Annotated in this window: 10 protein-coding genes; all 10 read left to right on the top strand. The window is 70.5% G+C overall.

Features of this window, described 5'->3' with window-relative positions:
• Positions 1–61 precede the first annotated feature (61 nt).
• The 10 genes from tesB to U742_RS0108145 all read left to right on the top strand — a co-directional run bounded on the left by tesB (position 62) and on the right by U742_RS0108145 (position 14,037).
• Positions 62–934, top strand: a complete 873-nt coding sequence (gene tesB / locus U742_RS0108190; RefSeq protein WP_029351881.1) for an acyl-CoA thioesterase II — start codon at positions 62–64, stop codon at positions 932–934.
• 299 nt (positions 935–1,233) lie between these two features.
• A complete protein-coding gene (locus U742_RS0108185; protein ID WP_029351880.1) occupies positions 1,234–1,572 on the top strand; it encodes a P-II family nitrogen regulator in 339 nt (112 codons plus the stop codon).
• Between the two features lie 37 nt (positions 1,573–1,609).
• Positions 1,610–2,977, top strand: a complete 1,368-nt coding sequence (locus tag U742_RS0108180; protein WP_029351878.1) for an ammonium transporter — start codon at positions 1,610–1,612, stop codon at positions 2,975–2,977.
• 354 nt (positions 2,978–3,331) lie between these two features.
• Entirely contained in the window at positions 3,332–4,567 is a 1,236-nt protein-coding gene (locus tag U742_RS0108175) for an aminotransferase class I/II-fold pyridoxal phosphate-dependent enzyme (RefSeq protein WP_029351876.1), read from the top strand.
• A 137-nt stretch (positions 4,568–4,704) separates the two neighbouring features.
• Entirely contained in the window at positions 4,705–7,191 is a 2,487-nt protein-coding gene (locus U742_RS0108170; RefSeq protein ID WP_051660991.1) for a DNA translocase FtsK, read from the top strand.
• Between the two features lie 155 nt (positions 7,192–7,346).
• The gene (locus tag U742_RS0108165; protein WP_248310305.1) at positions 7,347–8,351 is read left to right on the top strand and encodes an outer-membrane lipoprotein carrier protein LolA; all 1,005 of its coding nucleotides are present in this window, start codon (positions 7,347–7,349) and stop codon (positions 8,349–8,351) included.
• A gap of 265 nt (positions 8,352–8,616) precedes the next feature.
• A complete protein-coding gene (locus U742_RS0108160; protein WP_029351870.1) occupies positions 8,617–9,435 on the top strand; it encodes an exodeoxyribonuclease III in 819 nt (272 codons plus the stop codon).
• 113 nt (positions 9,436–9,548) lie between these two features.
• Positions 9,549–9,755, top strand: coding sequence for an LPS translocon maturation chaperone LptM (locus U742_RS0108155; RefSeq protein ID WP_029351868.1), 207 nt, complete (start codon positions 9,549–9,551; stop codon positions 9,753–9,755).
• 64 nt (positions 9,756–9,819) lie between these two features.
• On the top strand, positions 9,820–11,088 hold the full coding sequence (lysA, locus tag U742_RS0108150; protein ID WP_029351865.1) for a diaminopimelate decarboxylase: 1,269 nt from the start codon (positions 9,820–9,822) through the stop codon (positions 11,086–11,088).
• 132 nt (positions 11,089–11,220) lie between these two features.
• Positions 11,221–14,037, top strand: coding sequence for a TIGR02302 family protein (locus U742_RS0108145; protein WP_029351863.1), 2,817 nt, complete (start codon positions 11,221–11,223; stop codon positions 14,035–14,037).
• Positions 14,038–14,375 lie beyond the last annotated feature (338 nt).

Below are 14,375 nucleotides of genomic sequence, written 5' to 3'. Positions count from 1 at the left end.
CCGTCGCGACAATGCGCGGTGCCCCTCATCCGCGGCACGGCGCCACGAGGAACCCGCCGTCATGCTCGCCGATCTCGTCAGGCTGCTCGACCTCGAAACGCTGGAGGTCAACCTGTTCCGCGGCCAGAACCCGCAGAACAACTGGCTTCCCATCCGCACGCGGGTGTTCGGCGGGCAGGTGCTGGCGCAGGCGCTCGTCGCCGCGCAGCGCACGGTGGAGAACGACGCCGCCCATTCCATGCACGCCTATTTCCTGCTCGCCGGCGATCCGCGCATTCCCATCATCTACGAGGTCGAGCGGGTGCGCGACGGGCGCAGCTTCTCGACCCGCCGCGTGGTGGCGATACAGCACGGCCGGCCGATCTTCATCATGTCGGTGTCGTTCCACCGGGAGGAAGGCGGCTACGAGCACCAGCTACCGGCGCCGCAGAACGTGCCGCCGCCGGAGACGCTTCCCGACGTCCGGGACCTGCCGGCGGACGTCCTCGCCGCCCTGCCGGAGCGGGTGCGCGCCTACTGGACGCGCCCGCGCCCGGTCGAGCTGCGGCCGGTGCGGCTGCGCCCCTATGACGGCACCACGGGCGGCGAGCCGCGGCAGTTCGTCTGGTTCCGCGCGCCGGAGCCGCTGCCCGACGACGCCGCCCTGCACCGCGCCGTGCTCGCCTACACCTCCGACATGACGCTGCTGGAGACCGCGCTGGTGGCGCACGGCTCCAGCGTGCTCAGCGACACGGTGCAGGCGGCGAGCCTCGACCACGCCTTGTGGCTGCACCGCCCGTTCCGCGTCGATGAATGGCTGCTCTACGCGCAGGACAGCCCTTCCGCCGCCGGCGCCCGCGGCCTCGCGCGCGGCCTGATTTTCGACCGGCAGGGGCGCCTCGTCGCGTCGGTTGCCCAGGAAGGGCTCATCCGGCGCGTCGATGAGAGTGCCTAATACTTGATCAATTGCCTATTTTGTTATCAAATACGATTCTGCATCGCGCCGACGATGAAGAATTGAGCAGTCGTACGGGTCGAAGGGTGTGGCCCGGCTACCTCACTGTTCCGTGATTCATGCGTCCGAACCCCCGCGAAGCGGGTGCAAGCCTTTTGTCCGTCAGGCTTGGCACGCGACTTGATTCAAATTGGCCGGCTTGTCCGAAGGGGTTGGGGAAACCACGCCTGGCCGAGTCCGACATCAGAACGCCCGGGGCCGGCGTAGAGCGGTCCAGGGCCAAGCGGGGACAGGAACCCATGAAGATCGTCATGGCTATCATCAAGCCGTTCAAGCTTGAGGAAGTCCGCGATGCCCTGACGGGCATCGGAGTGCATGGACTGACCGTCACGGAGGTCAAGGGATATGGCCGGCAGAAGGGCCACACCGAGATCTACCGCGGCGCCGAATATGCGGTGAGCTTCCTCCCGAAGCTCAAGATCGAGGTCGCCGTCGCAACCGACCAGGTGGCCAAGGTCATCGATGCCATCTCGGCGTCCGCGAAGACCGGGCAGATCGGCGACGGAAAGATCTTCGTCTACTCGATCGATCAGGCCGTGCGCATCCGCACCGGCGAGACCGACGCCGACGCCCTTTGATCCAGACATTTTCCTTTCGCGACGGAGTGTTTCACCCATGACGATGAAGAAGTGGATGCGCACGGGGCTGCCCGTGCTCGCGGCGACGGGGCTGCTGATGGCAGCGTCCGCGTTCGCGCAGGATGCGCCTGCGACAGGTGCCGAGGCGACCGCCGAGGCCGCCGCCGTGGTCGGCAGCGTGAACAAGGCCGACACCACCTGGATGATGGTGTCCGCGGTGCTGGTGCTGTTCATGACGGTGCCGGGTCTGGCGCTGTTCTACGGCGGCCTGGTCCGCGCCAAGAACATGCTGTCGATCCTGATGCAGGTCACGGTGATCGCCGCCGTGATGATGCTGTTGTGGGTCTTCTACGGCTACTCGCTCGCCTTCACCTCGGGCAATGCCTTCATCGGCGGCTTCTCCAAGGCGTTCCTCGCGGGCGTCACCACGGATAGCACCTCGGAGACGTTCTCCAAGGGCGTGCTGATCCCCGAATACGCCTTCATGGCGTTCCAGATGACCTTCTCGGCCATCACTCCGGCGCTCATCATCGGTGCCTTCGCCGAGCGCACGAAGTTCTCGGCGGTCGTCCTCTTCTGCATCCTCTGGGTGACCTTCGTCTACTACCCGATCGCCCACATGGTGTGGTTCTCCGAGGGCTACCTGTTCGGCATCGGCGCGCTCGACTTCGCGGGCGGCACGGTGGTGCACATCAACGCCGGTATCGCCGGCCTCGTGGGCTGCCTGCTGATCGGCAAGCGCACCGGCTACGGCAAGGAGCTGATGCCGCCCCACTCGCTGCCCTTCGCGATGGTCGGCGCCAGCGTCCTGTGGGTCGGCTGGTTCGGCTTCAACGCCGGCTCCAACCTCGAGGCGAACGGCGGCACCACGCTCGCGCTGGTGAACACCTTCGTCGCCACCGCCGGCGCCATCGTCGGCTGGACGATCATCGAATGGCTGGTCAAGGGTAAGCCCTCCATGCTCGGCGCGATCTCCGGCATGGTCGCCGGCCTCGTCGCCGTCACCCCGGCCGCCGGCCTCTCCGGCCCGATCGGCGCCATCGTCCTCGGCTTCATCGCCGCCATCGTCTGCTTCTTCTTCGTGACCACGGTGAAGAACGCGGTCGGCTATGACGACAGCCTCGACGTGTTCGGCGTCCACGGCATCGGCGGCATCGTCGGCGCCATCGGCACCGGCATCGTCGTCTCCCCGGCGCTCGGCGGCCCCGGCATCGCCGACTACGCGATGGGTCACCAGGTGTGGGTGCAGACCCAGGCGGTGCTCACCACCATCGTGTGGTGCGGCGTGGTCTCGGCGATCATCTTCAAGGTCGTCGACATCATCGTCGGCCTGCGTCCGTCGGTGGAGAAGGAGCGCGAAGGCCTCGACATCACCGAGCACGGCGAGCGCGCCTACCACAGCTGATCCGGCTTCCAGCGCAGGCGGCGCGCTCTCCCCGCGCCGCCTGTCCTCCTCGACTGACCCCGGCCCCCACGGCCGGGGTTTTTGTTTGCGCCGGCGCGTGTGGCGCCGACCGTCGCGTCCGCTCCCGGAGCGCCACCGTTTTGCCAATCGCGCGGGCGAGGTTCGCCGCGCCGCGGCTGCCCGGACGCCGCGGGATGGTTAAGGGCGCCTTTACCGCCCGCCCTTAAGTTTAATCCCGGTGCCTTGTACCCCGCCGGATTCCGCCCGGGCGGATGACGGGGCGCCCTCTGCGCAGCCGAGACCAAGCCGCCCAACTGATGCCGTTCAACTGATGCCGACCAACCGATGCCGCCCATGAACGCCCCGGCCGAGATCCGCCCCACACCCGCCGCCGTCGATGCGGGACCGGCCGCGCGCTCGCCCTTCGCCCGGCTCGCCGAGCTGCTCGCCGGCATCGCCCCCGGCAAGCCGGCGCTCAGCCTGGCGGTCGGCGAGCCGCGCCATGCCATGCCGGATTTCGTCGGGCCCGTGCTGGCCGCCCATCTCGACGGCTTCGGCCGCTATCCGGCGATCCGCGGCACACCCGAGTTCCGCACCGCCGCGGCCGGCTGGCTCGGCCGGCGCTACGCCCTGCCGCGCCCCATAGACCCGGAGCGCGAGGTGCTGGCGCTGAACGGCTCGCGCGAGGGCCTGTTCTCCGCCGCCATTCTGGCGCGCCGGCTAGCGCCGCCCGCCAAGCAGAAGGCGCCGCTGGTGCTGCTGCCCAATCCCTTCTACGCCGCCTATGGCGCCGGCGCCGAGGCGGCCGGCTGCGAGGCGGTGCCGCTGCCGCTGCCCGAGCGGGGCTGGCTGCCCGACCTCGCCGCGCTCACCCCCGCTCTGCTCGATCGCGCGGTCGCCATCTATCTCGCCTCGCCGGCCAATCCGCAGGGCACCATCGCCCCACGGGACTATCTCGCGCGTCTCGTCGCGCTCGCCCGCGCCCATGGCGTCATGCTGTTCGCCGACGAGTGCTATTCCGAAATCTGGCTGGGCGACGCCCCACCGACCGGCGTGCTCGAGGTCGCCGGAACGGATTTCTCGAACGTCGTCGCGTTCAATTCGCTGTCCAAGCGCTCCAGCCTGCCGGGCCTGCGCTGTGGCTTCTGCGCCGGCGATGCCGCCTTCCTCGACGCCTTCGCCGAATTCCGCAACGTCGCCGCCCCGCAGGTGCCCGAGCCGCTGCAGGCGGTCGGCGTCGCCGCGCTCGGAGACGAGGCGCATGTCGTCGCCAGCCGCGACCTCTACAAGGCGAAGTTCGACGCCGCCGACCGCATCCTCGCCGGCCGCTTCGGCTATGAGCGGCCGGATGGCGGCTTCTTCCTCTGGCTGAACGTCGGGGGCGTGCGCGAGGACGGCTTCACCGCCGGCGAGGCTGCCGCGCGGCTTCTGTGGCGGCGCGAGGGGCTGCGCACCGTGCCCGGCGGCTATCTGTGCCGCAGCGGGGCCGACGGGCGCAATCCGGGCGCGAATTATCTGAGAGTGGCCCTGGTGCAGGACCTGAAGACGACCGAGGACGCGCTGACGCGCCTCGTCGCCGGGCTGGAATGAAGGAGCGGGGGCGACATATGGGCGCGCAGACACGCAATCTCGTCCGGCCGCAGCCGACGCGGCAGCCCACCGACATCCCGAAAGGCGCGCGGGCGATCCGCCAGCCCGGCCCCTCGCGTCCGCGCCACAACGCGCAGATGACGCTGCTGCCGGACGAATTCAAGCGGCTGATGGGCCGCCGGATGGAGGAGGTCAGCGGCCTCGTCGTGCTGGCCTTCGCCTTCCTGATGCTGGCGGCGCTGGCGAGCTGGTCGGCCGATGATCCGAGCTTCAGCCGCTCCAGCGCGGCGGCGCCGTCCAACCTGCTCGGCCGGCTCGGCGCCTCGGTCTCCGACCTGATGATGCAGCTCTTCGGCCTCGCCGCTCTCGCCGTCCTGGTGCCGGTGGCGGTGTGGGGCTGGCGCATCCTCACCCATCGCCGCCCCAGCCGTCAGCGCCTGCGCCTCGTCGCCTTCCTCGGCGGCGTGACGCTGACCGCCGCCTTCGCCGCCTGCCTACCGCGCATCGGTGGCTGGCCGCTGCCGAGCGGGCTCGGCGGCGTGCTCGGCGACGGCGTGCTGGCGCTGCCGGCCTCGCTGGTCGCCTCGGGCTGGCTGTCCTCCTTCGACCGCGCGGTGATCGGCGCCGTGTGCCTCGCCGGCGCGGTGGTGGCGCTCCCCGTCGCGCTCGGCTTCGGCTTCCGCGCCGAGCCTGAGGAGGAGCTGCCCTTCGAGGACGATCCGGCCGAGGACGCCGACGCGGTGGCGAGCGGCGGCCTGTCGCTCGGCGCGCTGATCCACGGCGCCCTCGCGCTCAAGGCCCGGCTGTGGACCGCGCGCGGTCGCCGCCCGCGGACCGACATTCCCGCGGAGACGACGCGCGGCGGCTTCATGGCGACGCTGCGCGAGGCGCTCGGCCTCGACGGCGAGGAGCCCGCCGCGCCGGCCGCCGGCCCGCGTGTCGAGCCCAATTTCGGCGCACCCGAAGTGCGCGTGCCCGATTTCGAGCCGGAGCCGATCGACGTCGATCCGGAGGATTTCGCCGAGCCGGCGCCCCGCGCCGCCCGCCGCCCGCCGCTGCGTTCGATAAGGGGTGGGCGCGCCGAGGCCGAAGAGGCACGCCGGCGCTACCGCCACCCCTCGATCGACCTGCTCACCGCGCCGCCGCCGAGCCGGGGTCCGGCGCTCTCCACCGAGGCGCTGCAGGAGAACGCCCGCGAGCTCGAAGGCGTGCTGGAGGATTTCGGCGTGCGCGGCGCCATCGTCAATGCACGCCCCGGCCCGGTGGTCACCCTCTACGAGCTGGAGCCGGCGCCCGGCATCAAGTCGAGCCGCGTCATCGGGCTCGCCGACGACATCGCCCGCTCCATGAGCGCCATCTCCGCCCGCGTCGCGGTGATCCCCGGCAAGAACGCGATCGGCATCGAGCTGCCCAACCCGAAGCGGGAGAAGGTGCATCTGCGCGAGATGCTGACCGCCAAGGATTTCGGCGAGACCGCGCACCGCCTCGCCATCGCGCTGGGCAAGACCATCGGCGGCGAGCCGGTGATCGTCGACCTCGCCCGCATGCCGCATCTGCTGGTCGCCGGCACCACGGGCTCGGGCAAGTCGGTCGCCATCAACACGATGATCCTCTCCCTGCTCTACCGCCACCGGCCCGAGCAGTGCCGCCTCATCATGATCGACCCGAAGATGCTGGAACTCTCCGTCTATGACGGCATCCCGCATCTGCTCTCCCCCGTCGTCACCGACCCCAAGAAGGCGGTGATCGCCCTCAAATGGGCGGTCCGGGAGATGGAGGAGCGCTACAAGAAGATGTCGAAGGTCGGCGTGCGCTCGATCGACGGCTTCAACGCGCGGGTGGTCGAGGCGCAGGCCAAGGGCGAGGCCATCGTGCGCACGGTGCAGACCGGCTTCGACCGCGAGACCGGCGAGGCGGTCTACGAGCGCGAGGAGATGGAGCTCGAGCCGCTGCCCTACATCGTCGTCGTGGTCGACGAGATGGCTGACCTGATGATGGTCGCCGGCAAGGACATCGAGGGCGCCATCCAGCGCCTCGCGCAGATGGCCCGCGCCGCCGGCATCCATCTGATCATGGCGACCCAGCGTCCGAGCGTCGACGTCATCACCGGCACCATCAAGGCCAATTTCCCGACCCGCATCTCCTTCCAGGTCACCTCGAAGATCGACTCGCGGACCATCCTCGGCGAGATGGGTGCCGAGCAACTGCTCGGCCAGGGCGACATGCTCTACATGGCCGGCGGCGGGCGCATCTCGCGCGTCCACGGCCCCTTCGTGTCGGACCAGGAGGTGGAGCGCGTCGTCGAGCATCTGAAGACGCAGGGTGCGCCCGACTATCTCGACGCCGTGACCATCGACCTCGACGAGGACAATGATGGCGGCGACGGCGCCGTGTTCGACAAGGGCTCCTTCGGCGAGGAAGGCGGCGACCTCTACGACCAGGCGGTGGCGGTGGTGATGCGCGATAAGAAGTGTTCCACCAGCTACATCCAGCGCCGGCTCCAGATTGGCTACAACCGCGCCGCCTCGCTGGTCGAGCGCATGGAGCGCGAGGGGCTGGTCGGCCCGGCGAACCATGCCGGCAAGCGCGAGATCCTCGTCGAGGGCGCCGCCGAGAACTATTGAGAACCGTGCCCCGGTGCGGGGAGGCGACGGACGGCGGGGCGCGAGGTCCCGCAAATGTCATCTCCTCCAGCGTCAACCGGGCCACAGGATCGCCACAGGGGCCGAGTACCGCCTTGAGGATGATGCTTCGCTCCCTCTCTCGCCGAGAGTGCACCATGCGCCTGACGATGCGCCCGCTTGCCGCCTGCGCCGCCCTTCTGCTTTCCGCCAGCGCGGCCTTCGCGCAGCAGGGAATCCTGCTGCCGCCGGGCATGGTGCCGGGCGGCTCGCAGGGCGCGCCCGCGCAGGCCGTGCCGGCGCCCGCCACCTCGACTCCCGTCACCTCCGCCCCCGCCCCCGGCCCGGTCATGGCCGCCCCGGCCCCGGCCGCGCGCGCACCCGCGCCGGCTCCGGCCGCGCCGACCGCCTATGCGCAGCCGCCTCTGCCGGCGTCCGGCCCGCGCCCGATTCCCGCGCCGCTGCCGAAGGAGAGCGCGGCGCAGATCGCGGCGCAGGGCGCCGTTGGGGGCCAGCAGGCCGCCGCGGAGCCCGCCGTCACCGGCACCGCCCATGCCGCTCCCGCCGCGCCGGCCCCGGTCGCGCCCGACACCATGCCGGTGCAGGTCGCCGCCGCCGGCACCGGCGCCGGCAAGCCCCGCGCGAACGCCGCGACGATCGAGCGGATCAACAACTACTTCAACAGCTTCAAGACGATGACCGGCACCTTCGTGCAGGTCGATCCGGACGGCACGCGCAAGCAGGGCGAGTTCTCGATCTTCAAGCCCGGCCGCGTGCTGTTCGAATACGACCCGCCGAGCCAGATCGTGCTGGTCGCCGACGGCCGCTCCGTCTCGGTGCGCGACAAGCGCCTGAAGACGCAGGACATCTCGCCGCTGTCGCAGACCCCGCTGCGCTTCCTGCTGTCGGAGAATCTCGACCTCGCCCGCAACGGCAACGTCACCGGCGTCTATCAGGACGACGTGTTCGCGACCGTGGTGCTGGAGGAGAACCAGCCGATGGTCGGCACCTACCGGCTGATGATCATGTTCGACGCCAAGACCATGCAGCTCAAGCAATGGACGGTGACGGACCCGCAGGGCTACGACACCACGGTGGCGGTCTACAACCTCAACACCTCGGTCCGCCCCGACCCGATGCTGTTCGTGATCAACCGGAACTGAGGCGGGGCGCCCGCTCTCGATCTTGCCAAAAGAACCACGTCATCCTGAGGCGCCCGGCCGACGGCCGGGCCTCGAAGGATGCTCGCCCGGCGTACCCGGATAACCATCCTTCGAGGCTCGCTGCGCAAGCGCCTCAGGATGACGGCGAACCAGACCGGCGCCAGCGCCTCGAGATGACGCGCCGTCTCGCGGGCTGCGAGGGTTTGAACCACCGCGCCCGATATGATTAGTGTGCGGCCGAATTCCCGCCCACCGGTGCCCTGCCTTGCCGCTCTCCATCGTCACCTGGAACATCAATTCGGTGCGCCTGCGCATCGAGCTCGTCGCCAAGCTCGCCGCCGAGCTGAACCCGGACGTCATCTGCCTGCAGGAGACGAAATGCCCGGACGACCGTTTCCCGCTGAAGGAGGCGGGCCGGATCGGCTATCCGCATGTCGCGATCCACGGCCAGAAGGGCTATCACGGCGTCGCCGTGCTCTCGCGCTTCCCGTTCGACGAGGTGAGCCGGCAGGGCTTCTGCGACGTCGGCGACGCGCGCCACATCGCGGTGACGCTCGGTGGCGCGGCGGGGCTGAAGGCGCCGCTCACCATCCATAATTTCTACGTGCCGGCCGGCGGCGACATCCCCGATACGGCGCTGAACCCGAAATTCAAGCACAAGCTCGACTTCCTCGACGAGGCGACCGCCTGGGAGCGGCTGCATCGCGGCGAGATCGAGCGCCGCTCCGTGCTGGTCGGCGACCTCAACATCGCGCCGCTGGAAACCGACGTGTGGAGCCACAAGCAGCTTCTCGACGTGGTCAGCCACACCCCCGTCGAGGTGGACCGGCTGGGCCGGCTGCAGGCCGCCGGCGACTGGGTCGACGTGATGCGCCGTTTCATCCCGCCGGAAGAGAAGCTCTACACCTGGTGGAGCTACCGCGCCGCCGACTGGGCCGCCTCCGACCGCGGCCGCCGGCTCGATCACGTCTGGGCAAGCCCGGCGCTGGCGCCGACCGCGCGCGCCATGACCGTGCTGCGCGAGGCACGCTCGTGGGAGCGGCCCTCCGACCACGTCCCGGTGATGGTGACCTTCGACGCCTGAGGCCTGCCGGGCGGCCCGCCTTCATCGGCGCGTGCATCGCGACATGAGCATGTGGGCGCTCGCCTTTCGCGGCGCCTTCGGTATAGTGCGCGCGTCCGAACGAGGATTTGTCCGTGTCCCGCCGAACCGTGCGTCGTCCCCTCCGTTTCATCGCATTGCCGCTGGTCCTCGGCGCCGCGCTGGCGCTGTCCGGCTGCGGCGTGAAGGGCCCGCTCGAGCCGCCGCCCTCTTCGATGCAGCCGGGGCCGGACGGCCAGAAACCGAAGGACACCGGGATCCAGAAGCCCGACAAGCCCTTCATCCTCGACGGACTGCTCTAGTCTTTTTTGCGATTTTCCGCGATTTCGCACGCGCTCGCGAAATCGCCCTGACCGGCGCCAAGCCATGCATCATTTCGATTATCGCGACGGCATCCTCCACGCCGAGGATGTCAGCCTCGCCGCTCTCGCCGACGAGATCGGAACCCCGTTCTACGTCTATTCGACGGCGACGCTGGAGCGGCACTACCGCGTCTTTACCGAAGCCTTCGCCGACGTGAAGGCGACGCTGTGCTACGCGCTCAAGGCCAATTCCAACCAGGCGGTGATCGCCACCCTCGCCCGGCTCGGTGCCGGCGCCGACATCGTCTCGGGCGGCGAGCTGAAGCGGGCGCTGGCCGCCGGGATTCCGGCGGGCAAGATCGTGTTCTCCGGCGTCGGCAAGACCCGCGAGGAGATGGCGGCGGCGCTGGACGCCGGCATATTGTGCTTCAACGTCGAGAGCGAACCGGAGCTGGAGGCGCTGTCCGAGGTCGCGGTGAGCCGCGGCGCGGTGGCGCCGATCTCGATCCGCGTGAACCCGGACGTCGACGCCAAGACCCATGCCAAGATCTCGACCGGCAAGTCGGAGAACAAGTTCGGGATTCCCGTCTCGCGGGCGCGTGCCGTCTATGCCCACGCCGCGAAGCTGCCGGGCCTGCGCATCACCGGCGTCGACATGCACATCGGCAGCCAGATCGTCGACCTTTCGCCCTTCGACAACGCCACCGCGCTGCTCGCCGAGCTCGCCCGCGACCTGATGGCGGACGGCCATCCGCTCGCCCATCTCGACCTCGGCGGCGGCCTCGGCGTGCCCTATGTGGCGAACGAGCCCGACCCGCCACTGCCCTCGGCCTATGCGAGCCTCATCAAGCGGCACACCCACAATCTCGGCCTCGGCCTGATCTTCGAGGTCGGGAGGCTCATCGTCGCCAATGCCGGCATACTGGTCGCCCGCGTGATCTACGTGAAGCAGGGCGAGGGCAAGACCTTCCTGATCATCGACGCGGCGATGAACGACCTCATCCGCCCGACCCTCTACGAGGCTCATCACGAAATTTTGCCCGTGCGCCAGCCCGCCCCGGATGCGAGGCAGATGGTCGCGGACGTGGTCGGTCCGGTGTGCGAATCGGGCGATTTCCTGGCATTGGCGCGGCAGCTCCCGGAGCTGAAGGCCGGCGACCTCGTCGCGGTCATGACGGCGGGCGCCTATGGCGCGGTGCAGTCCTCGACCTACAATACGCGCCCGCTGGTTCCCGAGGTTCTGGTGCGCGGCGGGCAGGCGGCGGTGGTGCGCCCGCGCGTCGACGCCGAGGCGCTGATCGCCCTCGACCGCGTGCCGGGCTGGCTCGCCTGACGCCACATTCCGGCGCGCCGGTGCTGCGCCGGGCTGCCTTCGGCTTGTGCACGCCCATTTGATCGGCAGGGCTGGCAATGCTGCCGCTGCGTGATACTCTTCCGGCTTGGGGCTGGCGTGTCGGAGAGACGTGTGACGACACCCGAGAATCGCACTGAGCCGCCCGTCGAGCCGCGCAATGCCGGCGAGACGGCCCGAGCCGAACACGCACTCGCCGAACAGACGCTCGTCGAGCGCACCCTCGCGGGCGCGCTGCAGCGGGCCCGCGGCGCGATCCTGTGGGAGCGGGCATGGCCCGCGATCGTCGCCGCGCTGCTCGCCGTCGGCGTCTTCCTGATCCTCTCCTGGGCCGGGCTGTGGCTGGTCGTGCCGCCGGTCTGGCGCATGATCGGCGTCGCCTTCTGCGCGCTGCTGCTGGTCTGGGCGCTGATCCCGGCGCTGAAGGTGCGCCTCGCCACGCCGACGGAGGCGCTCGGCCGGCTCGACCGCGAGACCCGGCTGCCGCACCGCCCGGCCACCGCGCTCGCCGACCATCTCGCCAGCCGCCCGGACGACCCGGTCGCGGTGGCGCTCTGGCGCGCGCACCTCAACCGCATGGCCGCGCAGATCCGCGAACTGCGCGCCGGCATCCCCTCGCCGCGCCTCGTCAACATCGATCCGCGCGCGGTGCGCGGCCTCGTCATCCTCGGGCTGGTGGCCACCTTCTTCATGGCGCCCGGCGACCATATGCGGCGCATTCTCACCGCCTTCGACTGGGCGGCGACGACCCCGCCGACCCCCTACCGCGTCGACGCCTGGGTGACGCCGCCGCCCTACACCGCCCGCCCGCCGGTGATGCTGCCGGGCCTGCGCTCGGACGAGACGCAGCAGGCCGGCGCCGCGCAGGCGGCCGAGCCGAAGGGGTCGCAGAACCACGCGGCCGCCGTCACCGTGCCGGCCGGCTCGACGCTGGTGGTGCGCATCACCGGGCTCGACCGCGCCGCCGTGACCGTCGAGGGACGCGTCGAGGCCGCTCCGGAGGGCGAGGCCGCCAATGGCGCGGCTCCGCAGCCCGCTGCCGCCACGAAAACCGCATCGCAGACAGCCTCCGCCCCGCAGAACCCGCCGCAATCGGCTCAACCTGCCGCCGCCCGGCCCGGCGCCGCCAATGCCGGCAAGGAGCAGCGCTACGTGATCGCCGGCGACGGCGCCGCCCGTCTCGTCGGCCCTGGCGGCGAGACCGTGGTCTGGCGCTTCCAGGCGGTGCCCGACCGCCCGCCGACCATCGCCTTCGCCAAGGAGCCGCAGGGCTCCGGCCGCACCGGCCTCGCCCTCTCTTATCGCATGGAGGACGACTACGGGGTCGTCGGCGCCGAGGCCAAGTTCGCCGCCGTGCCGCCGCCGAAGCCGCTGCACGCGCTGAAGAACGCCCCGCCGGCGCCGGCCGCCCGGCCGCTGGTGGCGGCGCCCGATTTCGCGCTGCCGCTGCCCGGCGCGCGCTCGAGGAACGGCGTCGGCCAGACCACCAAGGACTTCACCGAGAGCCCGTGGGCCGGCACCCGCGTCACCCTGACCCTCGTCGCCCGCGACGAGGCCGGCCAGACCGGCAGCACCGAGGCGAAGAGCTTCGTGATGCCGGCGCGCAACTTCAACAATCCGCTGGCGCGCGCGCTGATCGAGCAGCGCCGCACCTTGGCGCTCGACGCCAATATGCGCGAGCGGGTGCAGGCCGCGCTCGATGCGCTGGCCATCGCCCCCGAGCGTTTCACGCCAGACGTCTCGCACTATATGGGCCTGCGCAGCGCCTATTGGCGGCTCGCCAACGCCAACAGCGACGACGATCTGCGCGGCGTGGTTGACTATCTCTGGGAAGTCGCGGTCCGCATCGAGGACGGCGACATGTCGGACGTCGAGAAGCAGCTCCGCGCCGCGCAGGATGCCCTTCAGCAGGCGCTGGAGCGCGGCGCCAGCGACGAGGAGATCAAGAAGCTCACCCAGGACCTGCGCGAGGCGATGGACAAGTTCCTGCAGGCCCTCGCCGAGCAGGCCCAGCGCAACGGCGACCAGGCCAACGCCCCGCCGGACCCGAACATGCGCTCGGTGCGCCCGCAGGACCTGCAGAAGATGCTCGACCGCATCGAGGACATGGCCCGCAACGGCGCCCGCGATGCCGCCCGGCAGATGCTGAGCGAGCTGCAGAACATGCTGAACGGGCTGCAGGCCGGCCGCCAGCAGCAGCGCCGGCAGGGCCAGAGCGAGATGTCGCAGGCGCTCGACCAGCTCGGCGACATGATCCGCCAGCAGCAGAAGCTGCGCGACCGCACCTTCCAGCAGGGCCGGGATGGCCAGCAGGGCAAGGACGGCCAGCCCCAGCAGGGCGACCAGGCCTTCAAGGACCTGCAGCAGAACCAGCAGCAGCTCCGCGAAAAGCTGCGCGAGCTGCGCGAGAAGATGCAGCAGGCCATGCGCGGCCGCGGCCAGCAGCAGCAGGACGGGCAGCGCGGCCAGCAGGGACAGCAGGGCCAGAACGGCGAGGGTCAGCAGGGCGAAGGCCAGCAGGGGCAGGACGGGCAGGGACAGGGTCCCGGCCAGTCGCTCGGCGATGCCGAGCAGGCGATGCGCGAGGCCGAGCAGGCGCTCGGCCAGGGCGACGGCACCGGCGCCGTGGACGCCCAGAGCGAGGCGCTGCAGGCGCTGCGCAAGGGCGCCCAGTCGATGGCGCAGGCGATGCAGCCCGGCCCCGGCCAGGAGCCCGGCTCGCCCTCCGGCGAGACCGCCGAGCGCAACGACCCGCTCGGCCGCCCGATGCGCTCGCGCGACTATGGCGACGACGTCACCGTGAAGGTGCCGGAGGAGATGGACATGCAGCGCGCCCGCCGCGTGCTGGAGGAGCTCCGCCGCCGCTTCGGCGAGCCCGAGCGCCCGCGCCTCGAACTCGACTATCTGGAGCGCCTGCTGCGGGATTTCTGAGGGCGGCCGTCGCAAGCAGATGCGAGGCCTGCTCTCATCTTCCGTCATCCCGGCCAAGCGTAGCGGGAGAGCCGGGATCACGTGTCGGTTAAGCGGCGGAGCGCTACGGCTTCTCGTCAGGCGGCAACCTGCATGAGCGTCGTCATGGCGACGTTCATCGCATAGTCGCTGGAAGGTCGCGGGGCATCGCTCCCGGATGCCCCATCCTTCGAGCTCGCTGACGCGAGCACCTCAGGATGACGTGGAGATCAGCGGAAGGCGAGTGACGCCGTTTCCCATCCCGTCCCGAGCAAGCGCGGGGGAGAATCGGGATCGCCCTCCGTGTCCCGGACAAGCTG

It is taken from the genome of Allobosea sp. 117, assembly GCF_000702305.1.
Taxonomy (GTDB): domain Bacteria; phylum Pseudomonadota; class Alphaproteobacteria; order Rhizobiales; family Xanthobacteraceae; genus Ancylobacter.
This window is presented reverse-complemented; position numbering and strand designations above follow the sequence as displayed.